The sequence below is a fragment of the Cryobacterium sp. TMB1-7 genome (assembly GCF_004402435.1).
In the GTDB taxonomy this organism is placed as follows: domain Bacteria; phylum Actinomycetota; class Actinomycetes; order Actinomycetales; family Microbacteriaceae; genus Cryobacterium; species Cryobacterium zongtaii.
The window spans coordinates 37775-60659 of record NZ_SOFZ01000007.1 but is presented as its reverse complement, the minus strand read 5'-3'; the positions used below and the strand labels follow the sequence as shown (position 1 = coordinate 60659).

The window sequence follows — 22885 nt, the reverse complement described above, 5'->3', positions numbered from 1 at the left end:
GCCGTTATGCGGGTGCCGCGCCGTTATGCGGGTGGCATGCCACCCGCATAACGGCGCCTTACCCGCATACCTCGAGTCGCCCACCTCGCGCCCACCTCGCGCCCGGCCAGCTCCGCGCCGCACCGGCCCGCTCAGCGCCCGGCCAGCCGGGGGCGCCCCGGCGTGAGGCCCAGGTGCGCCAGCCGCGCCGACAACCGCGGCACGCTCATCCCGGTGGCATGGTCCCAGCGAACGAAGCCGAGCACCTGCAGCCGGATGGCATCCTCGCGGAGCTTTTCCTCGTACACGACCTCTGCCGGGGTGCGTCCGGCGAGCAGCACGGGATCGAAGTACTTCACTCGACCGTCGCTCTCGCCAACACCCCGCACGCCCCGCCAGAAGAAGTCCGAGAAGACGGTGCGGTCCTCGATCACGAACGGATGCTGCAACTCGGGTTCGGGAAGTCCGGCCAGCGCGATCGTCACCCGACTGCCCGATTCGTCGGGAGAGCCCGAGAGCGGCGTGGCAAAGTCGATTACCGTGCGCGCCCGCACCGAACCGCGGAACGGCAGCATCCGGTGCCAGGTTTCGAGCAGGGTCACCCGGTCCGTGAGCGGCAGGATGCGACCGGTCCGATCCACCGCCAGAGCCCGATCGGCCGCGGCGACCGCCGACCGAAGGTCCACAATCGTTGCGAGCTCGATCACCGTGCGGGCTACCGAGGTGACTAGCACTCCGTCTTTCAGCTCCACATCGCGGGCGTCGAAGCCCACCGTGTGCTTGCGGATGCCCGGGTCCGAGCGTCCGCCGGCTGCACGCGGTCCCAGGAAGTGCACCTCATCGGGCCACGGTGCCTGCAGCGGTAGGTGCCACAGCACCCCGGCCGACTGGTGGGAGAGCGGCAGCGCGCCTCGTCGGGCCAGCGCCGCCGCCCGCACTCTCAGTGCATACCGCTGGTCACGGTCGAGGCCGGCCCAGACCGCTGCGGGGCAGTACTGGCCCCAGCCGATGCGGTGCAGGTAACCGCGCTCGGCACCGCGACGCAGGCGAAGATCGGCGCCGAGGGCTCGCCGATAGTCGGCGGCCAGGAGCACTTCGGGTGGGAAGGACGGGTGTTCTCGACGATCGGTCATCCAGCGAGTGTCGGCGCCGGGTGCCGCGGCCACGGCGATCGAACCGTGGTCGTTCACAACATCGGGCCGGCGCCCCTGTGGAGGACTGCCCAGCCATCGCGCGGGGCGGCCCCCTGGGATGCGTAGTGCGGGTCACGCGCCGTTATGCGGGTGGCGCGCCACCCGCATAACGGCGCCTACCCCGCATAACGAGATCGCGCCCCCCCCCAAAGGCCTAGCGCAGCATCCAGGTGACAGCTTCGGCGGCCGTACGGTGGGTGAAACGGAACCCGTCGGCCTGCAGCTTCGCCGAGCTCACCCGCTGGTCGGCGAGCAACAGTTGCCTGGCGGCATCCTGCAGCGCCAGGGTCAGCACGAACTCGGGCACCGGAAGGAAGAACGGCCGGCGCAGCGCCGAGGCCACGGCCCGGATCACCTCGTTGGCCGTTGCCGGGGTGGGGCCGGTGAGGTTCACCGGGCCGCTCAGCTCCGAGGTGAGCAGGTGCACGATCGCCGCGGCTTCGTCGTGGAGGCTTACCCACGGCCAGATCTGGCTGCCACGGCCGAGCGGTCCGCCGAGGCCGAGCCGCACGATCGGCATCAGGGGCTTCAGCGCGCCGCCCTTGGCGAGCACCAGGCCGGTACGCAGCAGCACCACCCGGGTGCCCTCAGGGGCCAGCCGGGCCTCCGCTTCCCACGTCGTGACGACGGTGGCGAGGAAGTCCGAGCCCGGTGCGGACTCCTCGGTGAGCTCCTCGCCGGGCCGGTTGCCGTAGATCCCCACGGCGGACGCGTTCAGCAGCACCGTCGGTGGCGTGCCGGCCCGGCGCATGGCGTCGGTGAGGGTACGAGCGGCCTGCACCCGCGATTCCATGATCTGGCGGCGGTAGGACTTGGTCCAGGGCAACCGCCCGATCGACGCACCGGACAGGTTGATCACCGCATCCACGCCGTCGAGCACGGTGGGATCCAGGGTCAGTGTCGCCGGGTCCCAGCGCACCTCCGATCTGGAGCGCGAGGGGCGTCGCACCAGACGCAGCACGGTGTGGCCGGCCGTTTCCAGCTGGCGGGTCAGTTCGGTGCCGATGAGCCCGGAGGCTCCGGAGATGAGTACGCGCACCGCTCAGGCCAGTTCGGCTTCGATGGTGATCGGGATGCCGGTCAACGCTTGCGAGATCGGGCAGTTCACCTTCGCGTCCTGCGCGAACGCCTCGAACTCCGCCTCGGTGACACCGGGAACGTTGGCGCTGACGAGCAGGTGGCTGCCGGTGACACCGGTGCCGGCCACGAACGTGACCGCCGCGGTGGTCTGGATGCTCGTGGGGGTGTGTCCGGCGTCGGCCAGGATCAGGGCCAGTGCCATCGAGAAGCAGGATGCGTGCGCCGCGCCCAGCAACTCCTCGGGGTTGGTCGTATTGGCGGTGCCCTCGGCCCGGGCCTTCCAGTTCACCGGGAACGACCCGCCGTGCGAGGAATCGAGCGTGACGGTGCCGGAACCCGTCGTCAGGTCTCCGGTCCATACGGTGGTTGCTTCGCTGGTCAGGGCCATGGTGATACCTCCTGGAAGTGGAGCACCAGCCTATCCGCCGGGCCTGAACCGTTCACAGGGAATCCTCGGACGACGGGCAGGTTCGCCAGTCCCGCCGGTCAGGGCGCCGCCGGGCTGCGCCCGAGGACGCCGGCCCGCACCAGCAGGAGGTACAGCTGGCAGCCCAGGCAGTAGTCGAAGGCCGCGTTCAGGAAGGCCGCCACGAACGCGGCCGCCGCCGCGAGGGGCACGGCCACGATCACCCCGGCCAGGCCGAGCAGCACCCCGGTCAGGGCGACCAGCAGGCCGACACCCTGGGCGAAGGTGGGCGGGGCCGGGTCTTCGAGTTCGGCCGGCGGGCCGAGCCGCGGGCGCACGAGGGCCTTGTAGAACCACCCGTACGGATGCCGGGCGGCCCCGGCGATGGTGCCCCAGGCGAACACCGCGGTCTGCACGGCGAGCAGCGCCAGGGCGGCGTCGGAGGCTCCGACGAGGGCGAGGAAGATTACCGCCAGCAGCACGACGGCGGTGACGGCCGCGCCGAACCGGGGGCCGCGCGGGTCGATGCCCGTCCGCTTCCCGGCAGCGGCAGCGGCAGCAGCGGCAGCGGCGGAAGCCGTCGCAGCGGATTCTGGCTGGGTCATCGGGACTCCTGAACGTTTCGGGCAAGGTCATCGAGGTGCGCGTGCAGGGCGGCCCGGTCCGGCACACCGCCCACCCGGGCGCGCACCCGGCCGGCCCTGTCGAGCACCAGTGTGGTGGGCGTCTGCAGAACCTTGAACCGCCGGGCGAGGTCGGCGCGATGGGTGAGGTCCACCTCCACGTGCCGCACGCCGGTGCGGGCATCCGCCACCTGGCCCAGCAGCACGCTCGTGCCGGGGCAGCGGGCGCAGAACTCGGTGGAGAACTGCAGCAGCGTCGCCTCGGCGCCGAAAACCCCCGGGATGTCCGACACGGACAGGCCCAGCTGGGCGGCCGTGACGGCATCCACCGAGTCGGTCGAGCTCGTGAGCCGGCCCTGCCGACGGCGCCAGACCAGTCCCAGCGCGGTGGTCAACGCGACCAACAACACCAGAACGAGCAGGGCGGCGGCGGGGTTCATGCAGGCGAGGTTACGCCGCGGCGGGCCTCAGACCCCGCGTATGACGGCAGATGACGCGCGCGAGGGCAGGCGTGGAGGCGCGGGAGGGCGCGCTAGACGATAACCTGTAAAACGTGTCTACTCCTTACAACCCCTTCGGGCAGGTCCTCGTCGCCCTGGTGACACCTTTTACCGCTGACGGTGAGGTCGCCTGGGCCGACGTCGAGAAGCACATCGACGACGTCATCACCGCCGGGGCCGACGGCATCGTCGTCACCGGCACCACCGGCGAGACCTCCACCCTCACCGACCCCGAGAAGATCCGGCTCGTCGAGGTCGGCAAGGACGTTGCGGCCGGTCGCGCCAAGATCATCACCGGCGGCGGCTCGAACGAGACCGCCCACGCCATGCAACTCGCCAAGCAGAGCGAGAAGGCCGGCGCCGACGGCAACATGATCGTCACGCCGTACTACAACAAGCCCACCCAGGCCGGTGTTCTCACGCACTTCCGCATGATCGCGGATGCCACCGACCTGCCGGTGATCCTGTACGACATCCCGGGACGCACGGGCATTCCGATCACCTACGAGACCATCCTGCGCGCCGCGAAGCACCCGAACATCCTCGCCGTCAAGGACGCCAAGGGCGACCTGGCCCAGGTCAGCCGGGTGCTCAACCAGACCGACCTGCTCTACTTCTCCGGCGACGACCCCAACGTGCTGCCGCACCTGTCGATCGGCGCCACCGGCCTGATCGGCGTCACCGCGAACATCGCGGCCAAGCCGTACCGCCAGATGGTGGATGCCGTCAACGCGGGTGACCTCAAGGCGGCCACGCTCGCGCACCAGCAGCTTGAACCCCTCGTGCGCGCCGTGATGACCCACGTGCCGGGCACCGTCGCGGCCAAGTACATCCTGCACGGGCTGGGTCGCATCAGCAGCCCACGCGTGCGCCTGCCCCTGGTCGGCCCGGAGGAATCCGAGGCCGCCATGATCGAAGACGAAATCGACCTCGTCCGGAACATCCCCGGCGTCGACTTCACCAACTTCCGCCCCGACCGCAACGCCGCCGCCGGCGGGGCGCTGCCCAAGGTCGCCGGAACCACACGCTAAAAGATAAACGCACCACGGATCAACAGCAGCACCAACTCCACCCACCACTAACTTCACGCACCACCAACTCCACAATAGGAGGGCTTATGCCCAACGACGTATACGCACCGCCCGCGCTCCCCAAGGGAACACTCCGCGTCACGCCCATCGGCGGACTCGGCGAAATCGGCCGGAACATGACCACCTTCGAGATCAACGGCAAAATCCTGATCGTCGACTGCGGCGTGCTGTTCCCCGAGGAGCACCAGCCCGGTGTCGACCTGATCCTGCCGGACTTCACCCCGATCAAGGACCGCCTGAAAGACATCGTCGGCGTCGTGCTCACCCACGGCCACGAGGACCACATCGGCGCGGTGCCCTACCTGCTCAAGCTGCGCCAGGACATCCCGCTGATCGGCTCCGGCCTGACGCTGGCGTTCATCGAGGCCAAGCTCAAGGAACACCGCATCACCCCTTACACCCTGCAGGTGAAGGAAGGCCAGAAGGAACGCCTCGGCCCGTTCAACCTCGAATTCGTCGCGGTCAACCACTCGATCCCCGACGCCCTCGCCGTCGCCATCAAGACCGAGGGTGGCAGCGTGCTGCACACCGGTGACTTCAAGATGGACCAGCTGCCGCTGGACAACCGCATCACCGACCTCCGCGACTTCGCCCGCCTGGGCGAAGAGGGCATCGACCTGTTCCTGGTCGACTCCACCAACGCCGACGTTCCCGGCTTCACGCCGTCCGAGCGCGCCATCGGCCCGGTCCTGGAAGACGTCATCGCCCGCGCCCCGCGCCGGGTGGTCATCGCCAGCTTCTCCAGCCACGTGCACCGGGTGCAGCAGGTGCTCGATGCCGCTCACGCCAACGGCCGCCGCGTGGCCCTGCTGGGCCGCTCGATGGTGCGCAACATGACCATCGCCGCCGACCTCGGCTACCTCAAGGTGCCCGACGGTGTGCTCATCGACTTCAAGAAGGCCGGGAACATCCCGGACAACAAGATCGTCTACATGTCCACCGGTTCGCAGGGCGAGCCGATGGCGGTGCTCAGCCGCATCGTCAACAAGGAACACCAGATCGAGGTCGGCCCCGGCGACACCGTCATTCTGGCCTCCAGCCTGATCCCGGGCAACGAGAACGCGGTCTACCGCATCATCGACGGCCTGACCAAGCTCGGCGCGAACGTCGTGCACAAGGGCAACGCCAAGGTGCACGTCTCCGGACACGCCGCCGCCGGCGAGCTGCTCTACGTCTACAACGTGCTCCGCCCGAAGAACGTGCTGCCCGTGCACGGCGAATACCGCCACCTGGTGGCCAACGCCAAGCTCGCCGTGCAGAGCGGGGTGCCCGTCGAACGGGCCATCCTCGCCGAGGACGGCACCGTTCTCGACCTGCGCGACGGAAACGTCACGAAGGTCGGCCAGCTCGACCTCGGCTACGTCTACGTCGACGGTTCCACCGTCGGTGAGATCACCGAAGCCGACCTCACCGACCGGCGCACCCTGTCCGAGGAAGGCTTCATCTCGATCATCGTCGTGGTGGACAAGTCCACCGGCAAGGTCATCGTCGGCCCGGAGATCCACGCCAAGGGCTTCGCCGAAGACGACTCGGTCTTCGACTCCGTCCGGCCCAAGATCGAGGCCGCCCTGGCCGAGGCCGCGCAGAACGGCACCCACGACACCTACGCGCTCACGCAGGTCGTGCGCCGCACCGTCGGCCGCTGGGTGCAGGCGTCGTTCCGCCGCCGCCCGATGATCGTTCCGATGATCATCGAGGCGTAACCGCCCGCTGCACAGCACCACTGTCAACCCCCGGCCGCCCTCGGCGCCGGGGGTTGACGCGTTCTTGGGTCCCCGCACACCGGGGGTCATCCTTCAGGAGGATTTTGCCCGAAAGCCGCCTCGACGGGCCGGAACTGCCCCTAGGCTCGTGCCAGTCGACACCGTCAGGTGCGATGCGAGCATGGGGGAAATCAGTGAATGTGATGCGCAAATGGGTCTTTCCGATCCTCCGATTGCTCGTCGTCGCGGCCATCGCGGTGGCCCTGGTGAAGCTGGCGTTCTTCGCCGACGCCGCGGAAGCCCAGGACCCGGCCCAGCCGACCGGCCAGGTCGTGGAACCGCAGATCCCGGTTGCCCTGGGCACGATCACCAACGATGTGACGCTGCCCGGAACCGTGTCGGCGGATGCCGCCGTGCCCGTCAAGGCCGTCGCGGCCGGCACCGTCGACGAGATCTTCTTCGCCGCCGGAGCGACCGTCGCCGCCGGCGACAAGATCTACGACATCAAGGTCGAAACCGTGCGCGACCCCGTTGAGACGACGGACCCCGCCACCGGGATGATCGCCATCACCCAGCCCAAACCGGCGGTCACCTTCGAGAAGGTCTTCGCCCCCGCCGACGGCGTGCTCAGCGCCCTCACCGTCATCCACGGCCAGTCCGTCGCCATCGGCGACACCACCGGCCAGGTCGCGCCGCCCAGCTACTCGGTGAGCGGATCGCTCAGCCCCGAGCAGCAATACCGTCTCGTCACGCAGCCCACCGAGGCGTCCATCGCCATCACCAACGGTCCGGCCCCGTTCACCTGCACGGGCCTGCGCATCACCACCCCGCTGGCCGGGGCGGATGCCGGCGGCTCCGGCGGCGGCACCAATCCGGCGTCGGGCACCGGCACCGGCACCGGCACGGGCGGGGCGGGCGGCACCACCGTCAGCTGCGCCATCCCGGCCGAGGTCACGGTCTTCCCCGGCCTCGCCGCCCAGATCACCATCGCCGGCGGCAAGGCCGAGAACGTGCTCGTCGTGCCCACCACGGCCGTGAAGGGCTCTGCCGAAACCGGGGTCGTCTGGTTCGTGCTGCCCGACGGCACAACCGAGGAACGCCCGGTGACACTCGGGATGAACGACGGTACCTCGGTGCAGATCGTCGAGGGGCTGGCCGAGGGCGACCTGATCAACCAGTTCGTACCCGGCGCCACCGCCGTGAGCGGCTGCAGCACCGCCCCGGACGGCAGCGAGGTCTGCCCCGAGCCCGGAATGACCCTCCATTGACGCTCCTGCACCTGGCCGGCGTCACGCGCACCGTCCAGCTCGTCGACGGCCCACCGCTGACGATCCTCTCCGGCGTCGACCTCGACGTGGAGGTGGGCGACAGGGTCTCCATCGTGGGCCGCAGCGGCTCCGGCAAGTCCACCCTGCTCAACCTGCTCGGCCTGCTCGACAACCCCACCTCGGGTGACCTCGAGTTCGACGGTCGACCGGTGAAATCGTTCTCCTCCGGGGAGCGCGACAGGGTGCGCGGCCGCGACGTGGGCTTCATCTTCCAGCAGTTCAACCTGCTCCAGGGCCGCACGGCCCTCGAGAACGTGATGACCCCGCTGCTCTACGCGCAGGGCAAACAATTCTGGCAGCGGGCCCGCATCGCCACCGCGATGCTGGAACGGGTCGGCCTCGGCCACCGGCTGGGCGCCATGCCTGACAAACTCTCCGGCGGTGAACAGCAGCGGGTGGCGATCGCCCGCTCGCTCGTGCGCGGTCCGCGGTTGATCCTGGCCGATGAACCCACCGGCGCCCTGGACCTCGAGACAGGGGCGGATGTGATGGCGCTCCTTGACGAGGTCGCCACCGGCTCCGGCGCGGCCCTGATCACCATCACCCACGACCCGGCCATCGCGGCGCTGGCCAGCCGGCATCTGCGCCTGGACCACGGCGTGCTCACCGTGGCCGGCGGCCCGGTGGCCCCGGTCGTCCGCGACGACGAGCTGGCGACGGTGCCGGCATGAACCGGTTGCTCAGCAACGTGGTCGGCTCGTTCGTGGAGGCCTGGCAGGAACTGCGCATCCACAAGACCCGCGTGATGCTCTCCCTCATCGGCGTGGCCGTCGCGGTCTGCGCCATCACCACCGTCGTCGGCCTCGGCGCGGTGGCCCAGCAGTCCATCGTGGAACAGAACGAACGCAGCGGCGGCCGCAGCGCCACCCTCTCGCTCTACGCCGGATCGAACGACGGCAGCGCCATCGACCCGGATGTCATGCAAGAGTTCTGGGACACCTCGCTCGAGCGCTACGGCATCGACTACGCCAGCCGGGTGCTCTACACCACCCAGACCGTGCAGTTCACGGATGGTGCGGTGCCCGTGCAGGCGATCGGCGTCGACCAGCCGTACGGCACCATGCACCGCGTGGCACTCACCGAGGGGGACTGGTTCAGCGTTGACGACGCCGACCGCCTCGCACCGGCGGTGTTGGTCAACCAGATCTTCTGGGACCGACTCGGCCGGCCCGACCTGGCCACGCACCCCACCACCACGCTGCTGGGCGCCACCCCGACCACCGCCGTGATCACCGGGGTCTACCCGGTGAGCGTCTGGGAGACCGAGCCGGCCATGTACCTGCTCATGGACACCATCACCGCTCTCACTCCCGCCGACCAGCTCGCGGCCAGCGGCAGCGTCCCCAATTACGAACTATGGGTGCCGCCGGAAATCAGCGAGGACCTGATCGTTGCGCTGCAGCGGGATGCCCAAGGGGCGCTCGGCGCCGGCACGAACGTGTCGGTGAGTCGACAGGACTACGCTGCCTACAACGAGGACCCGTTCGCGTCGATCAAGCTGCTCGTCGGGGGAGTGGCCGGCCTGGTGCTGCTGCTCGGCGCGCTGGGTCTGGTGAACATCGCCCTGGTCACGCTCAAGCAGCGCATCCGGGAGATCGGGGTGCGGCGCAGCTTCGGCGCCACCGCCGGCCGGGTGTTCTTCTCGGTGATGATGGAGAGCATCGTGGCGACCCTGGTGGCCGGCGTGGTGGGGGTGATCGGAGCCGTGCTCATCGTCACCAATCCCATGCTGCAGGAGTTCATCAGCCAGGGCATGGTCACCGATTTCCCGCCGTTCCCCGTGGAAGCCGCCATCCTCGGCCTGGTCTGCGCCACCGTCGTGGGCGCCCTCGCGGGCCTGCTGCCCGCGCTGGTGGCGGTGCGCGTCAAGGTCATCGACGCCATCCGCTATTGACCATTCGCGAAAGCGGCCGGGTGGTCGCCACGGCCCTCTCGAAGCAGCCATACAGCCGCTTTCGCGAGCCGTGGGACCTTCCACGACCGGGTAATTGGGCGTGGGCTCACACCGATGTCGGCCGTCGGCGGTACCGTGGAACACATGGCTACGAGCACTAAGTCGACCGGGCGTGCCCGCAGCACACCTGCGCGCGGCACCGGAACGACCGCGCGCACCAAAGCCGGCAGCACCGCGACCCAGAAGACCGTCAAATTCGCCCCGACCGAGCCCAAGCCGGCCATCGCCGTGCGCATGTGGATGGGTCTGGCCCACGTCGCCGGCGGCGCCGCCCGCGCGCTCGGCCCCGAGCAGCTCTCCAAAGAGGAGCGCCGCGACGGCCTGCCCTTCTTCCTCGTGCTGCTGGCCGTCGCCGGCGCCGTGATCGAGTGGTTCCTGATCAACGACCCGGTGGCCCAGACCCTGGATGCTTGGACCTTCGGCGCCCTCTTCGGCCGGCTGGCCTTCGCCCTGCCGGTGATCCTGCTGCTCTTCGCCATCTGGCTGTTCCGCAATCCGAGCTCCGTGCACGACAACGGCCGCATCGGTATCGGCCTCTCGCTGCTCCTGGTCACGGTCTCCGGCCTCTGCCACATCTTCGGCGGGCAGCCCACACCCACCCAGGGCGTGGAGGTGCTCGCCCTGTCCGGCGGTGTCCTCGGCTGGATGATCGCGGCTCCGCTGATCTTCCTGATCACCACCGTCGGCGCGGCCATCGTCGTGATCCTGCTGCTGATCCTCAGCCTCTTCATCATCACCAAGACCCCGCCGAACAAGATCGGCGAACGCAGCCGTGAGCTCTACGCCTGGCTCTTCGGCACCCCGCTGCCGGCCCCAGAGGAGCGCGCGGCCGCCAAGGAGATCCGCCAGGAGCGCATCCAGGCCCTCAAGACCAAGCAGATCGAACTCGACGGCCTCGACCCGGCCCACGACGACGACACCGACGAGGGCGCCCTGCCCTGGTGGCGACGTAACACCAGCAAACGCGAAGAAGACCCCGACTTCTCCAGCGCCATGTCGTCGGAGTCCGACGAGGCCCGGCCTCCCGCTGCCGACCCGCTCAGCACGCTGCTCAACGGCGGGGCGGATGCCGCCAAGGGCGGCTTCGAGACGGCGCTCGAGTCTCCCCAAGCCCACGTTCCCCCGGTTCACACCGACCACTACGGCACCGAGGTGCTCGAAGACCTGCTCAAGGCCGAGGAAGCCATCAAACGCTTCACCGGCGAAGTCGCCGCGGTGCCGCACGCGACGGGCCTGCAGGCCGACGACCCGACCGGCCTCACAGAGGTACTGCCGGGCCTGGACGACCTCGACGAGGCCGCCTCGGCGGTAGACCGGTCCGCGACCGAGCTGGGCTTCGGCGAGCAGCCGAACCTGCCCTACGTGCTGCCGTCGTCCACGACCCTCATCGCCGGTCCGCCGGCCAAGGCGCGCTCCGCCGCCAACGACGAGATCGTCAAGTCCATCACCGAGGTGCTCAGCCAGTTCTCGGTGGATGCGAGGGTCACCGGTTTCTCCCGCGGCCCGACCGTCACCCAGTACGAGATCGAACTCGGCCCCGGCGTCAAGGTCGAGCGGGTCACCGCGCTGAGCAAGAACCTGTCCTACGCCGTCGCCTCCAACGAGGTGCGCATCCTCTCGCCGATCCCCGGCAAGAGCGCCATCGGCATCGAGATCCCCAACACCGACCGCGAGATCGTCACCCTCGGCGACGTACTGCGCTCCGGCACGGCCACCAACAGCACCCATCCGATGACCATCGGTGTCGGCAAGGACGTCGGCGGCGGCTTCGTCATCGCCAACCTCGCCAAAATGCCCCACCTGCTCGTGGCCGGATCCACCGGCTCGGGTAAGTCCAGCTTCGTGAACTCGATGATCACCAGCCTGTTGATGCGGGCCAAGCCCAGCGACGTGCGCATGGTCCTGATCGACCCCAAGCGCGTCGAACTCGCCGCATACGCCGGCGTACCGCACCTGATCACTCCCATCATCACGAACCCCAAGAAAGCCGCCGAAGCGCTGCAGTGGGTCGTGAAGGAGATGGACATGCGTTACGACGACCTGGCCAGCTTCGGGTTCCGGCACATCGATGACTTCAACAAGGCCGTCGTCAACAACGAGATCGTGCTGCCGGCCGGCAGCGCCCGCAAACTCAAGCCATACCCCTACCTGCTCGTGGTGGTGGACGAGCTCGCCGACCTGATGATGGTCGCCCCGCGCGACGTCGAAGATTCCATCGTGCGCATCACCCAGCTCGCCCGGGCCTCCGGTATCCACCTGGTGCTGGCCACCCAGCGGCCCAGCGTCGACGTGGTCACCGGCCTGATCAAGGCCAACGTGCCCTCCAGGCTGGCCTTCGCCGTCACCAGCGTCACCGACTCCAGGGTCATCCTCGACCAGCCCGGCGCCGACAAGCTGATCGGGCAGGGCGATGCCCTGTTCTTGCCGATGGGCGCTTCCAAGGCCCTGCGGGTGCAGGGCGCCTGGGTGAACGAGGCCGAGATCGAACGGGTCGTCAAGCACGTCACCCAGCAGGCCCGGCCGGACTACCGGCCCGACGTCTCCGCCGAGGCGCCGCGCAAGGAGATCGACTCCGACATCGGTGACGACCTCGAGGTGCTGCTCGCGGCCGCCGAACTCGTGGTGTCCACCCAGTTCGGTTCCACCTCGATGCTGCAGCGCAAGCTGCGGGTGGGCTTCGCCAAGGCGGGCCGCCTGATGGACCTGCTCGAGTCCCGCGAGATCGTCGGCCCGTCCGAAGGTTCCAAGGCCCGCGACGTGCTCGTCACCGCCGAACAGCTACCCAGCGTCCTGGCCAAGCTGCGCGGCTCCGACGCCGAGCACCACGCCGCCACTGCCCGATCGCAGTTCGAAGAGTCCCAGCGGTCGCAGGCGCACGAGCAGGCCACCCCCGACCCGCGCTATGCCGACGACCCGGTGGCGAAGATGAGCGAAGGGTACGCTGAGGAAGACGGCGACTCGGACGAAGACGCCTGGCAACTCACCGACAGGGAATGACCCCATGGCTACACCGACACCTGCGGCCCCGCCGTCCAATTGGAACCTGCCGAACATCATCACCATCGTGCGCATCCTGCTGGCACCGGTGTTCTTCTGGATGCTGCTGGCCGACAACGGCGCCGACGAGGCCCTCCGCTGGTGGGCCGCCGTGCTCTTCATCGTGGCCATCGCCACCGACGGCGTCGACGGGGCGATCGCTCGCCGGTACAACCTGGTCACCGACCTCGGCAAACTGCTCGACCCGATCGCCGACAAGATCCTCACCGGCGCCGCGCTGATCGGACTGTCCATCCTCGCCGAGCTGCCCTGGTGGGTCACCCTGGTCATCCTGGTGCGCGAGATCGGCATCACCGTCTTCAGGTTCGCCATGCTGCGCGACAGGGTCATCCCGGCGTCCCGCGGCGGCAAGCTCAAGACCATCGCGCAGTCCGTGGCGATCTCGCTGGCCCTGCTGCCGCTCTGGCTGGTCTTCGGCGACTGGATCCACTGGGTCAACACCATCGCCATGACGATCGCACTGGTGCTCACCGTGTACACCGGCGTCGAATACCTCGTCGCCGCGCGCCGGGAGAACAAGCAGGCCAAGCCGACCAGCAATGCCTGACCCGTCCGGCGCTGAACCGACGTCGGGCCCGGATGCCGCGGCCGCCCTCGTCGCCGCCCTCACCGCCAGACACCTCACCATCGCCGTAGCCGAATCCCTGACCGGCGGACTGCTCGTGGCCGAGCTCGTGCGCATCCCCGGCGCATCCGTCGTCGTGGCCGGGGGAGTCGTGGCGTACCAGACCCCGCTCAAGCACACCCTGCTTGGCGTGGACGCCCTGCTGCTGGCCGAGCACGGTGCCGTGCACCCCGAGGTCGCCAGACAGATGGCCACCGGTGTGCGCACCGCGCTGGCGATCGACGGGCGCCCGGCCGACATCGGCATCTCGACCACCGGGGTCGCCGGCCCCGACGAACAAGACGGCCAGAGCGTCGGCACGGTCTACCTGGGAGTGTCTTTCGGGGATAAGGTGCGGGCCATAGCGATTAGTCTCACCGGCGACCGGGCAGCGATCCGGATGCAAACCGTTGCGCACGCGATCGAAGCTGTGTGTCAGCTGATTGAATCCACAAAGCTTCAGATCGCGGAATAGTTCCTGTTACCGGTGGGTTACAGAACACATATTCACAAGTAAAGTCCAGTCATCCTCGGTAATCTGAGGTGTCGGATGGATAGAGTACTGTTGGCCATCCGCCACACAAAACTGACCGGTTGAGTGGGCCCCAGCAGACTAGACAGCACGAAGAAGGAGGTTCCGATGATTCTTGTTCGTCAGGAAATCGGCGATGTGCTCAGGGACTTCCGCCTGCAGAAGGGTCGCACCCTGCGTCAGGTTGCGAGCAAGGCAAGTGTGGCCCTCGGCTACCTGTCTGAAGTTGAACGCGGTCAGAAGGAAGCGTCTTCCGAGATTCTTGCTTCGGTCGCAGACGCGCTGGACACACCGATCTCGGTGATCATGCGCGAGGTCGGCGATCGGCTGGCCGTCATCGAGGGAATCGATCGTTTCCCCGACACCGTACCCGACGAGCTGGTTGCCAAGTTCGACGCCAGCATGATGATGCGCTAATCGGTCTTCTCCACGTTTCGCACCGAGTGCGCGTCAACCGAGTGAGCATCAACCGAGTGAGTACCGCATGCGATTGAGTGAGTTCCGTCAGGCCCTGAAAGACGAATTCGGCGAGAGCTACGGCAGGGTGCTCACCCGGGATCTGGTGCTGGGTCCGCTCGGACGGACCGCCGACCAGGCCCTCGCGGGCGGAGTTCCCGCTCGCGACGTTTGGTTGGCCCTCTGTGCCGAAACGGATGTTCCGCCGGCCCGCCGCCACGGCGCCGGGCTTCCTCCGGCCCGCAGCTGATCCGGTCACGCCGGCAGCACCCAGACACCAGCGAACCATGAGCCACCACCGGCCCGGCCCTCCAGCCGGGCCGTTCCTCGTTTCGCGAGAAGATTCCGACACACCACCCCAGCGTCGAATGTCTGTTCGGTTCTTGGTAGGCTCCTCCACAGTAGAAGTCGAAGACGGATTGTCCACCGTCGCGGTGCCTGCCGGCCAGTGTCGGTGGTGCTGCGTACAGTCGGATTCGTCAACGACAACCGCGCACCTGCCTTGTCGAGGGCGGTCACCGGGATCCTCCCGCTGGTCGAAACGACAGCCTATAGGCGCCACGCGCACGACCCAAAGGAGCACACCATGGCATCAGCAGCAGACCGCGAGAAGGCACTCGACACCGCCCTCGCCCAGATTGACCGCCAGTTCGGCAAGGGCTCGGTCATGCGCCTCGGCAGCGACGATCGCGCGCCCGTCGAGATCATCTCCACTGGGTCGATCGCCCTGGACGTCGCGCTCGGCATAGGTGGCCTGCCCCGCGGTCGCATCGTGGAGATCTACGGCCCGGAGTCCTCGGGTAAGACCACCCTCACCCTGCACGCCATCGCCAACGCCCAGAAGAACGGCGGCATCGCCGCGTTCATCGACGCCGAGCACGCCCTCGACCCCGACTACGCGAAGAAGCTCGGTGTCGACATCGACGCCCTCCTCGTCTCCCAGCCCGACACGGGTGAGCAGGCGCTGGAAATCGCCGACATGCTCGTGCGAAGCGGCTCCATCGACCTCATCGTCGTCGACTCCGTCGCCGCCCTGGTTCCGCGCGCCGAGATCGAGGGCGAGATGGGTGACTCCCACGTGGGCCTGCAGGCCCGCCTGATGTCGCAGGCGCTGCGCAAGCTCAACGGTGGTCTGAGCCAGACCAACACCACCATGATCTTCATCAACCAGCTGCGCGAGAAGATCGGCGTGATGTTCGGCAGCCCGGAGACCACCTCCGGCGGAAAGGCGCTCAAGTTCTACGCGTCTGTGCGTCTGGACATCCGTCGAATCGAGACCCTCAAGGACGGAACAGAGGCCGTCGGTAACCGCACCAGGGTCAAGGTCGTCAAGAACAAGATGGCACCGCCCTTCAAGCAGGCCGAATTCGACATCATCTACGGCATCGGCATCTCCCGCGAGGGCAGCCTGATCGACTTCGGTGTCGACCAGGGCATCGTCAAGAAGTCCGGCGCCTGGTACACCTACGACGGCGACCAGCTCGGCCAGGGCAAGGAGAACTCCCGCAAGTTCCTGCTGCGCAACCCGGACATGGCCAACGAGATCGAAACCAAGATCCTCAACAAGCTCGGTGTGGGCGCGGAGGGCAAAGCGGCCAAGAAGGCCGCAGACGACGCCGCCACCGCCGCAGCGGCCGCCGCGGCAACGGGTTCCGCCACGGGCACGGATGGTGCCAAGGTTCCGTCCATCGCGGCCAAGGCCGCCGCACGCAAGGGCGCCTAGCCGCCATGGTTCACTTCGAACCCTCCCGAGGCAAGACCGACGCCGGCTCCTCGGCCGGCCGGGAGGGCCTCGCCCCGGTGACATACCTGCCCGGGGCGAGCCCGGCCGATCAGGCCGATGACGCCGAGGACGAGGCGGCCGAGGAACGCGAGCACGCGGAGAAGCTACTGCTGCAGCGCCTGCGCGGCCGGTCCCTGTCGATCGTCGAGGCCCAGAAGCTGCTGCGGTCCACCGAGATCGACGAGGAGTCCGTGCAGGACATCCTCGAACGCTTCACCGAGCTGCACTACCTCGACGAGGAGAAGCTCGCCGACCAGATCATGCACAGCCACCACGAACGCAAGGGCCTGGGCCGCAGCGGTGTCGGCGCCGAAATGCGCCAGCGCGGGCTCGACGCCGAACTCATCGCCAAGAAGCTTGAGGAGATGCCGGACGACGAAGCCGAACGGGCCACCGAACTGGCGCTCAAGCGGGTGCAGCAGCTGGACAGGTTCGACGATGCCACCATCGATCGTCGGCTCACCGGCTTCCTGATGCGCAAGGGATACGCCTCCTCCGTGGTGCGCGACGCCGTCAAGGCCGCTCTCGCGTCCCGGCGGGGTTCGGGCCGCACCTCCACGGTGCGGTTCCGCTGAGGTCTGTTCACGACGGCACGCGTAAGCTGGGGGAACTATGAGCAGCGTCACCGCACCACCCCTCGCCACCCCGTCATCCCTCGACCCGTCGCCGCACAGCGCGACCGTGATCGCGCCGTCCTCGGCGGCGAGGGATGACGAGGGCCGGGCGCGCACCTATGAGGTGCGCACCTTCGGCTGCCAGATGAACGTGCACGACTCCGAGCGGCTCAGCGGCTCCCTCGAGGCGGCCGGCTATGTGTCGGCGGCGGGCGCCGAGGCCGACATCGTGGTGATCAACACCTGCGCGGTGCGGGAGAACGCCGACAACAAGCTCTACGGCAACCTCGGCTACCTCGCCTCGGTCAAGCGCAAGCACGCGGGCATGCAGATCGCCGTCGGCGGTTGCCTGGCGCAGAAGGACAAGGCCACCATCCTGGCCAAGGCGCCGTGGGTGGACGTGGTGTTCGGCACCCACAACATGGGGTCCCTTCCGAGCCTGCTCGAACGCGCCAGGCACAACGGTGAGGCCCAGCTGGAGATCCTCGAATCCCTGGAAACCTTCCCGTCCACCCTGCCGACCAAGCGCGACTCGAGCTACAGCGGCTGGGTCTCGATCTCGGTCGGCTGCAACAACACCTGCACCTTCTGCATCGTGCCCGCCCTGCGCGGCAAGGAGAAGGATCGCCGCCCCGGCGAGATCCTCGCCGAGATCCAGGCGCTCGTCGACGACGGCGCCATCGAGGTGACCCTCCTCGGCCAGAACGTCAACTCCTACGGGGTGGAGTTCGGTGACAGGCTGGCGTTCGGCAAGCTGCTGCGCGCCGCCGGCCAGATCCCGGGACTGGAACGCATCCGCTTCACCAGCCCGCACCCTGCCGCCTTCACCGATGACGTCATCGACGCCATGGCGGACACCCCCGCTGTGATGCCGCAGCTGCACATGCCGCTGCAGTCCGGCTCCGACCGGGTGCTCAAAGCCATGCGCCGGTCCTACCGGTCCACCAAGTTCCTCGGCATCCTCGAGCGCGTACGCGCGCAGATGCCCGACGCGGCGATCAGCACCGACATCATCGTCGGCTTCCCCGGCGAGACCGAGGAGGACTTCCTCGAGACCATGCGGGTCGTCGAAGAGTCCAGGTTCGCCACGGCGTTCACCTTCCAGTACTCCATCCGGCCGGGCACCCCCGCAGCCACCATGGCCGACCAGGTGCCCAAGGCCGTCGTGCAGGACCGTTACGAACGGCTCATCGCCCTGCAGGAACGGATCTCCTGGGAGGAGAACCGCGCCATCATCGGCCGTGAGGTCGAACTGCTCGTCGCCAACGGTGAGGGCCGCAAGGACGCCGACACTCACCGGCTCAGCGGCCGGGCCCCTGACAGCCGGCTCGTGCACTTCGACGTGCCCGCCGGCTCCGACCTGCCCCGGCCCGGTGACATGGTCACCGTGACCGTCACCCAGGCCGCACCGTTCCACCTCATCGCCGACTCCCTCGACGGCACGCCGCTCCGTATCCGCCGCACCATCGCCGGCGACGCCTGGGACCGGGAGCAGGCCGAGTCCTGCGGTGTGCCCGCCCCGGCGGCGTCCACCGGCGGCGCGGTCTCGTTGGGTCTGCCGACCCTGCGGGTGGGCGGGCCCAGCCTGACACTGCACGGTGGCGCCACGACGATCCCGATCTACCCGGTCGACGACGCGGAACGTTAGGACCTGGTGCTCGTTGTCATCGTCGGGCCGACCGGTACCGGCAAATCCGAGCTGTCCCTGGACGTCGCCGAACGGCTGATCGCGGCCGGCCGGCCGGCGGAGATCGTGAACGCCGACGCCATGCAGCTCTACCGGGGCATGGACATCGGCACCGCCAAGCTCGCCCCCGCCGAGCGCCGCGGGGTGCCGCACCACCTGCTCGACGTGCTCGACGTGGCCGACGAGGCCACCGTCGCCCGCTACCAGGTGGAGGCCCGCGCCGCCGTCACCGGCATCCTCGACCGCGGTGCCGTGCCCATCCTCGTGGGCGGGTCCGGTCTCTACGTGTCCTCCGTCGTCTACGATTTCCAGTTCCCCGGCACCGACCCGGTGCTCCGCGCCCGCCTCGAGGCCGAGCTCGTGGACCAGGGCCCCGGCCTGATGTACGACCGGCTCAAGGCCGTCGACCCCGGCGCCGCCGCCCGCATCGGCGCCAGCAACGGCCGCCGGCTCGTGCGCGCCCTCGAGGTCGTCGAACTCACCGGCGCCCCGCACACGGCGGCCCTGCCCGGCGACCCGGTCTACTGGATGCCCGCCGTGACCCTCGGGCTGCGCCTGCCCCGCGAGGTGCTCACCCCGCGCCTGGACGCCCGAGTGGACCGCATGTGGACGGCCGGACTCGTCGAGGAGGTGCGCGCCCTCATCCCCGCCGGCCTGGAAGGCGGCGTCACGGCCAGCCGGGCCATCGGCTACGCCCAGGCCCTCGGCCAGGTGCACGGCACAATGTCGCAGGCGGATGCCGTCGAGGCGACCCAGCAGCTGACCCGGCGATACGCCCGCCGTCAGGTGAGCTGGTTCAAACGTGACCCGCACACGCACTGGATCGACGCCGACGACGCGGACCGTGTCGACCAGGCCGTCAGCCACCTGCCCTGACGCCGAATACCGTAGCCCGAGTCCCTAAACTGAACACATGGGCATCGATCTCCACTTCACCAAGGGCCACGGCACCGGCAACGACTTCGTGCTGTTCGCCGACCCCGACGGCCGACTCGACCTCACCCCGGAGCAGATCCAGGGCATCTGCGACCGCCAGTTCGGCGTCGGCGCCGACGGCATCATCCGCGCGGTGCGTTCGGCCAACCTCGATGCGGGTGCCGCGGCCCTCGCCGAAGACGGCGGCGCCGAGTGGTTCATGGACTACTGGAACGCCGACGGCACAGTCTCGGAGATGTGTGGCAACGGCATCCGGGTGTACACCCGGTTCCTCCTCGAACAGGGCCTCGTCGACCTCGGCCCCGGCGACACCCTGGCCATCGGCACCCGCAGCGGCGTGCGCGACGTGCAGCAGAACGCCACCGGGTTCCAGGTGGACCTCGGCCGGTGGCGGCTGGAACCGGGGGAGACCCTGGTGCGTGCCAAGAACCTCGCCGTTGCCCGCCCGGGGCTGGGCATCAACGTGGGCAACCCGCACGTGGTGGTGGCCCTCGCCGACGAAAACGAGCTCGAGAGCGCCGACCTGACCTTCATTCCGCAGCTGGACCCCGAGCCCGCCGAGGGCGCCAACGTGGAGTTCGTGCTGCCGCATGACCCGCTCGTCGTCGACGGCGTCGGCCGCATCCGTATGCGCGTGCACGAACGCGGCAGCGGAGAGACCTTGTCCTGCGGCACCGGTGCCGTCGCGGCGGCCCTGGCCACCCGGCACTGGGCCGGCCAGGGCGCGCCGAACCAGTGGCGTGTCGAGGTCCCCGGCGGCGTTCTGGGCGTGCGGATGTTCCCCACCGAAGACGGCGAGCACGTCTCCCTGTCCGGCCCCGCCACCCTGGTCTTCGACGGCACCCTCGCCCTCGCCTAACCCCGCCGCGAACTGTGACAAAGGCCCCCGGGTTGTGGGGCCTACCTCACAGTTCGAGGGGGAGCGTCAGGCGGGTTTGTGGGCCTGCAGGATGCGGAAGCCCTTGTCGGTGGCGTAGCGGGAAACCTCGAGCGCGCCGGGTTGCCCGGCGCCGGGGAACTCCTCGGCGAGCCAGCGGTGCAACGAATCGGAGCCGAGGTTGCGCTGCACGACGAGCCAGGTATCCGAGCCGGGCTTCAGACGCGGCAGCCAGTGCTCGAGCATCGTGTGCAGCTCGGCCTTGCCCACCCGGATCGGCGGGTTCGACCAGATGCCGGCGAACACGACGGAATCGGGAACATCCGCCGGCAGGACCGCGTTGATGTTGGTGAGCCCCAGGCTGGCGGCGTTCATCCGCACCAACTCGAGGGCTCGCTCGTTGACGTCGACGGCCCACACCGTGGCCGTGGGATCGGCCAGCGCCAGATGCAGGCTGATCGGTCCCCAGCCACAGCCGAGGTCCAGCACATCCCCGCCGCCGGAGGGCAGCGGAGCCTCACGCATCAGCACCTTGGTACCGGTGTCGATGTGCTCGGGGGAGAAAATCGCGTTCGCGGTGGTGACCGCACGGATTTGACCGGCGATCTTCACGGTGATCTGCCGCAATTTCAGGTCGCTGCCCGGAGTCGACGAGAAATAGTGTTCGGAAGCCATACAGCGAACTTATCGAAAAAAGAGGAACTAGAGTTAAAGCAATGACTGATATAAACGCTCCACACGATGGCGATGACGATGTAGTTGCGCGCGTGCTGGCCAGCGCCGAGAGCCGGTCCTCCGGCTACTCGCTGTTCGCGAGCGGATCGGCGCAGGCCCTCTCGGCACGCCCGGCCAACGGCGGTTTCGACGGCGGCGACCACGACGGCGAACAGACCGAACGTGAAGACCGCAACGCCCTGCGCCGCGTCGGTGGGCTCTCCACCGAACTGCAGGACGTCACCGAGGTTGAGTACCGCCAGCTGCGCCTGGAAAACGTCGTCCTGATCGGCGTCTACTCCGCCCGTAGCCTGCTCGACGCCGAGAACTCCATGCGCGAGCTCGCCGCCCTGGCCGAAACCGCCGGCGCCACGGTGCTGGACGGTCTGCTGCAGCGCCGCGCCACCCCGGACCCCAGCACCTACCTCGGCAAGGGCAAGGCCCTCGAGCTCGCCTCCATCGTGGCGGCGCTCGGCGCCGACACCGTGATCGCCGACACCGAACTCGCACCCAGCCAGCGGCGAGCCCTGGAAGACGTGGTCAAGGTGAAGGTCATCGACCGCACCGCCGTGATCCTGGACATCTTCAGCCAGCACGCCAAGAGCAGGGAGGGTAAGGCGCAGGTCGAACTCGCCCAGCTCGCCTACCTGCTGCCCCGGCTGCGCGGCTGGGGTGACTCGATGTCCCGCCAGGCCGGTGGCCAGGTCGGTGGCGCCGGTGCCGGTATGGGCTCGCGTGGACCCGGTGAGACGAAGATCGAACTCGACCGGCGCCGCATCCACACCCGGATGTCGCGGCTGCGCAAGCAGATGCTGGAGATGAAGCCCGCCCGCGAGGCCAAGCGCGCCAACCGCAAGCGCAACGCGGTGCCGTCGGTCGCGATCGTCGGGTACACCAACGCCGGCAAGTCCAGCCTGCTCAACCGCATCACCAAGGCCGGCGTGCTCGTGGAGAACTCCCTCTTCGCCACCCTGGACGCCACTGTGCGGAAGTCCACCACGGACGACGGTCGGCTGTACACCTTCACCGACACCGTCGGTTTTGTGCGCAACCTGCCCCACCAGCTGGTGGAGGCGTTCCGCTCCACCCTCGAGGAGGTCGCGGACTCCGATGTCATCATCCACGTCGTCGACGCGTCCCACCCCGACCCGGCCAGCCAGCTGGCCACGGTGCGCGAGGTCATCGGCGAGGTCGGTGCCAGTGACATCCCCGAGCTGGTGCTGTTCAACAAGAGCGACCTGGTCAGCGACGACGACCGGCTCGTGCTGCGGGGCCTCGCCCCCCAGGCGATCTTCGTGTCGGCGCGCAGCGGCGAGGGCATCGACGAGGTGCTGCGGGTTCTCGAGACCATGCTTCCCCGTCCGGAAATCCGCCTGGAACTGCTGATCCCCTACGACCGCGGTGACCTCATCCCGATCCTGCACGAGCAGGGCAAGGTTCTGGCGTTGGACTACTCCGAGACCGGCACCCAGGTCACGGCCCTCGTGTCGCCCGGTATCGAGGCCCAGTTCACCCCGTTCGTGGTGGCACCGGCCATCTCCGGCTGACCCCGATCCGCCCGAAGGCGGCACCCGCTCCTGAACCAGGAGCGGGTGCCGCCTTCGGCCGTTAACGCCCCAGATCGGCCGCGAACGTAACAATCGGCCACGCAGCAGCGCGCCCGAAGGTGCGTTGTTAGAGTCATCACATTCGTTGCCGGCGGGATTCTCTGCCCGGCATGGAGCGACAGCCGAGCCCGGCACCCGCCCGCGAGCAGCCGCCCGGTATC

The 22885-nt window shown here is 68.7% G+C and carries 22 protein-coding genes; 16 read left to right on the top strand and 6 right to left on the bottom strand.

What is annotated here, in order from left to right; genetic code table 11:
- Positions 1 to 131: 131 nt before the first annotated feature.
- The 5 genes from E3O60_RS01430 to E3O60_RS01410 all read right to left on the bottom strand — a co-directional run bounded on the left by E3O60_RS01430 (position 132) and on the right by E3O60_RS01410 (position 3721).
- Positions 132 to 1112, bottom strand: coding sequence for a hypothetical protein (locus E3O60_RS01430; protein ID WP_134496967.1), 981 nt, complete (start codon positions 1110 to 1112; stop codon positions 132 to 134).
- Between the two features lie 214 nt (positions 1113 to 1326).
- On the bottom strand, positions 1327 to 2211 hold the full coding sequence (locus tag E3O60_RS01425) for a TIGR01777 family oxidoreductase (protein ID WP_134496965.1): 885 nt from the start codon (positions 2209 to 2211) through the stop codon (positions 1327 to 1329).
- Positions 2212 to 2214: 3 nt separating this feature from the next.
- A complete protein-coding gene (locus tag E3O60_RS01420; protein ID WP_088455713.1) occupies positions 2215 to 2640 on the bottom strand; it encodes an OsmC family peroxiredoxin in 426 nt (141 codons plus the stop codon).
- A gap of 98 nt (positions 2641 to 2738) precedes the next feature.
- Positions 2739 to 3263: a DUF4395 domain-containing protein gene (locus E3O60_RS01415; RefSeq protein ID WP_134496963.1), complete on the bottom strand. Its 525-nt coding sequence runs from the start codon at positions 3261 to 3263 to the stop codon at positions 2739 to 2741.
- Positions 3260 to 3721: a thioredoxin family protein gene (locus E3O60_RS01410; protein ID WP_088455715.1), complete on the bottom strand. Its 462-nt coding sequence runs from the start codon at positions 3719 to 3721 to the stop codon at positions 3260 to 3262. The genes E3O60_RS01415 and E3O60_RS01410 overlap by 4 nt, the downstream gene beginning before the upstream one ends.
- Before the next feature lie 113 nt (positions 3722 to 3834).
- On the opposite strand from E3O60_RS01410, the gene dapA reads away from it, so the two are divergent.
- From dapA to dapF, 15 genes are all read left to right on the top strand, one after another.
- The gene (dapA, locus tag E3O60_RS01405) at positions 3835 to 4812 is read left to right on the top strand and encodes a 4-hydroxy-tetrahydrodipicolinate synthase (RefSeq protein ID WP_088455716.1); all 978 of its coding nucleotides are present in this window, start codon (positions 3835 to 3837) and stop codon (positions 4810 to 4812) included.
- A gap of 86 nt (positions 4813 to 4898) precedes the next feature.
- On the top strand, positions 4899 to 6575 hold the full coding sequence (locus tag E3O60_RS01400; RefSeq protein WP_088455717.1) for a ribonuclease J: 1677 nt from the start codon (positions 4899 to 4901) through the stop codon (positions 6573 to 6575).
- A 203-nt stretch (positions 6576 to 6778) separates the two neighbouring features.
- Positions 6779 to 7843: a hypothetical protein gene (locus tag E3O60_RS01395; RefSeq protein ID WP_174776450.1), complete on the top strand. Its 1065-nt coding sequence runs from the start codon at positions 6779 to 6781 to the stop codon at positions 7841 to 7843.
- Positions 7840 to 8574 carry an ABC transporter ATP-binding protein gene (locus E3O60_RS01390; protein WP_088455718.1) on the top strand — a complete coding sequence of 245 codons (735 nt, stop codon included), beginning with the start codon at positions 7840 to 7842 and terminating at the stop codon, positions 8572 to 8574. Before E3O60_RS01395 ends, E3O60_RS01390 begins: the two co-directional genes overlap by 4 nt.
- Complete coding sequence (locus tag E3O60_RS01385) at positions 8571 to 9797, top strand: ABC transporter permease (RefSeq protein ID WP_134496961.1); 1227 nt, start codon at positions 8571 to 8573, stop codon at positions 9795 to 9797. Before E3O60_RS01390 ends, E3O60_RS01385 begins: the two co-directional genes overlap by 4 nt.
- Positions 9798 to 9941: 144 nt before the next feature.
- The gene (locus E3O60_RS01380) at positions 9942 to 12854 is read left to right on the top strand and encodes a DNA translocase FtsK (RefSeq protein WP_134496959.1); all 2913 of its coding nucleotides are present in this window, start codon (positions 9942 to 9944) and stop codon (positions 12852 to 12854) included.
- Positions 12855 to 12858: 4 nt separating this feature from the next.
- Entirely contained in the window at positions 12859 to 13461 is a 603-nt protein-coding gene (gene pgsA / locus E3O60_RS01375) for a CDP-diacylglycerol--glycerol-3-phosphate 3-phosphatidyltransferase (RefSeq protein WP_088455720.1), read from the top strand.
- Positions 13454 to 13993, top strand: coding sequence for a CinA family protein (locus tag E3O60_RS01370; protein WP_103459432.1), 540 nt, complete (start codon positions 13454 to 13456; stop codon positions 13991 to 13993). The genes pgsA and E3O60_RS01370 overlap by 8 nt, the downstream gene beginning before the upstream one ends.
- Positions 13994 to 14158: 165 nt before the next feature.
- A complete protein-coding gene (locus E3O60_RS01365) occupies positions 14159 to 14467 on the top strand; it encodes a helix-turn-helix domain-containing protein (protein WP_088455722.1) in 309 nt (102 codons plus the stop codon).
- Between the two features lie 67 nt (positions 14468 to 14534).
- Positions 14535 to 14756, top strand: coding sequence for a DUF3046 domain-containing protein (locus E3O60_RS01360; protein WP_088455723.1), 222 nt, complete (start codon positions 14535 to 14537; stop codon positions 14754 to 14756).
- 336 nt (positions 14757 to 15092) lie between these two features.
- A complete protein-coding gene (gene recA, locus E3O60_RS01355) occupies positions 15093 to 16229 on the top strand; it encodes a recombinase RecA (RefSeq protein WP_134496958.1) in 1137 nt (378 codons plus the stop codon).
- 5 nt (positions 16230 to 16234) lie between these two features.
- On the top strand, positions 16235 to 16864 hold the full coding sequence (locus E3O60_RS01350; protein ID WP_134496956.1) for a regulatory protein RecX: 630 nt from the start codon (positions 16235 to 16237) through the stop codon (positions 16862 to 16864).
- A 37-nt stretch (positions 16865 to 16901) separates the two neighbouring features.
- A complete protein-coding gene (gene miaB, locus E3O60_RS01345) occupies positions 16902 to 18551 on the top strand; it encodes a tRNA (N6-isopentenyl adenosine(37)-C2)-methylthiotransferase MiaB (RefSeq protein WP_088455726.1) in 1650 nt (549 codons plus the stop codon).
- Positions 18552 to 18557: 6 nt separating this feature from the next.
- Positions 18558 to 19466: a tRNA (adenosine(37)-N6)-dimethylallyltransferase MiaA gene (gene miaA / locus E3O60_RS01340; protein WP_134408854.1), complete on the top strand. Its 909-nt coding sequence runs from the start codon at positions 18558 to 18560 to the stop codon at positions 19464 to 19466.
- 37 nt (positions 19467 to 19503) lie between these two features.
- A complete protein-coding gene (gene dapF, locus E3O60_RS01335; protein WP_134496952.1) occupies positions 19504 to 20385 on the top strand; it encodes a diaminopimelate epimerase in 882 nt (293 codons plus the stop codon).
- Positions 20386 to 20451: 66 nt separating this feature from the next.
- Here dapF and E3O60_RS01330 read toward each other — a convergent pair whose 3' ends face one another.
- Positions 20452 to 21078 carry a class I SAM-dependent methyltransferase gene (locus tag E3O60_RS01330; protein ID WP_134496950.1) on the bottom strand — a complete coding sequence of 209 codons (627 nt, stop codon included), beginning with the start codon at positions 21076 to 21078 and terminating at the stop codon, positions 20452 to 20454.
- A 41-nt stretch (positions 21079 to 21119) separates the two neighbouring features.
- Between E3O60_RS01330 and hflX the strand changes: the two genes are divergently transcribed.
- Positions 21120 to 22664 (top strand): GTPase HflX, encoded by a 1545-nt coding sequence (gene hflX / locus E3O60_RS01325; RefSeq protein ID WP_088455730.1) that lies wholly within the window; start codon positions 21120 to 21122, stop codon positions 22662 to 22664.
- The last annotated feature ends 221 nt before the right edge of the window (positions 22665 to 22885 follow it).

Bases quoted from the DNA above. Each gene is read 5' to 3' on its own strand.
- E3O60_RS01430 (WP_134496967.1), bottom strand. From the start codon at position 1,112: ATGACCGATCGTCGAGAACACCCGTCCTTCCCACCCGAAGTGCTCCTG.
- E3O60_RS01420 (WP_088455713.1), bottom strand. From the start codon at position 2,640: ATGGCCCTGACCAGCGAAGCAACCACCGTATGGACCGGAGACCTGACG.
- E3O60_RS01415 (WP_134496963.1), bottom strand. From the start codon at position 3,263: ATGACCCAGCCAGAATCCGCTGCGACGGCTTCCGCCGCTGCCGCTGCT.
- E3O60_RS01410 (WP_088455715.1), bottom strand. From the start codon at position 3,721: ATGAACCCCGCCGCCGCCCTGCTCGTTCTGGTGTTGTTGGTCGCGTTG.
- E3O60_RS01400 (WP_088455717.1), top strand. From the start codon at position 4,899: ATGCCCAACGACGTATACGCACCGCCCGCGCTCCCCAAGGGAACACTC.
- E3O60_RS01395 (WP_174776450.1), top strand. From the start codon at position 6,779: ATGCGCAAATGGGTCTTTCCGATCCTCCGATTGCTCGTCGTCGCGGCC.
- E3O60_RS01385 (WP_134496961.1), top strand. From the start codon at position 8,571: ATGAACCGGTTGCTCAGCAACGTGGTCGGCTCGTTCGTGGAGGCCTGG.
- E3O60_RS01380 (WP_134496959.1), top strand. From the start codon at position 9,942: ATGGCTACGAGCACTAAGTCGACCGGGCGTGCCCGCAGCACACCTGCG.
- pgsA (WP_088455720.1), top strand. From the start codon at position 12,859: ATGGCTACACCGACACCTGCGGCCCCGCCGTCCAATTGGAACCTGCCG.
- E3O60_RS01370 (WP_103459432.1), top strand. From the start codon at position 13,454: ATGCCTGACCCGTCCGGCGCTGAACCGACGTCGGGCCCGGATGCCGCG.
- E3O60_RS01365 (WP_088455722.1), top strand. From the start codon at position 14,159: ATGATTCTTGTTCGTCAGGAAATCGGCGATGTGCTCAGGGACTTCCGC.
- E3O60_RS01360 (WP_088455723.1), top strand. From the start codon at position 14,535: ATGCGATTGAGTGAGTTCCGTCAGGCCCTGAAAGACGAATTCGGCGAG.
- recA (WP_134496958.1), top strand. From the start codon at position 15,093: ATGGCATCAGCAGCAGACCGCGAGAAGGCACTCGACACCGCCCTCGCC.
- E3O60_RS01350 (WP_134496956.1), top strand. From the start codon at position 16,235: ATGGTTCACTTCGAACCCTCCCGAGGCAAGACCGACGCCGGCTCCTCG.
- miaB (WP_088455726.1), top strand. From the start codon at position 16,902: ATGAGCAGCGTCACCGCACCACCCCTCGCCACCCCGTCATCCCTCGAC.
- dapF (WP_134496952.1), top strand. From the start codon at position 19,504: ATGGGCATCGATCTCCACTTCACCAAGGGCCACGGCACCGGCAACGAC.
- E3O60_RS01330 (WP_134496950.1), bottom strand. From the start codon at position 21,078: ATGGCTTCCGAACACTATTTCTCGTCGACTCCGGGCAGCGACCTGAAA.
- hflX (WP_088455730.1), top strand. From the start codon at position 21,120: ATGACTGATATAAACGCTCCACACGATGGCGATGACGATGTAGTTGCG.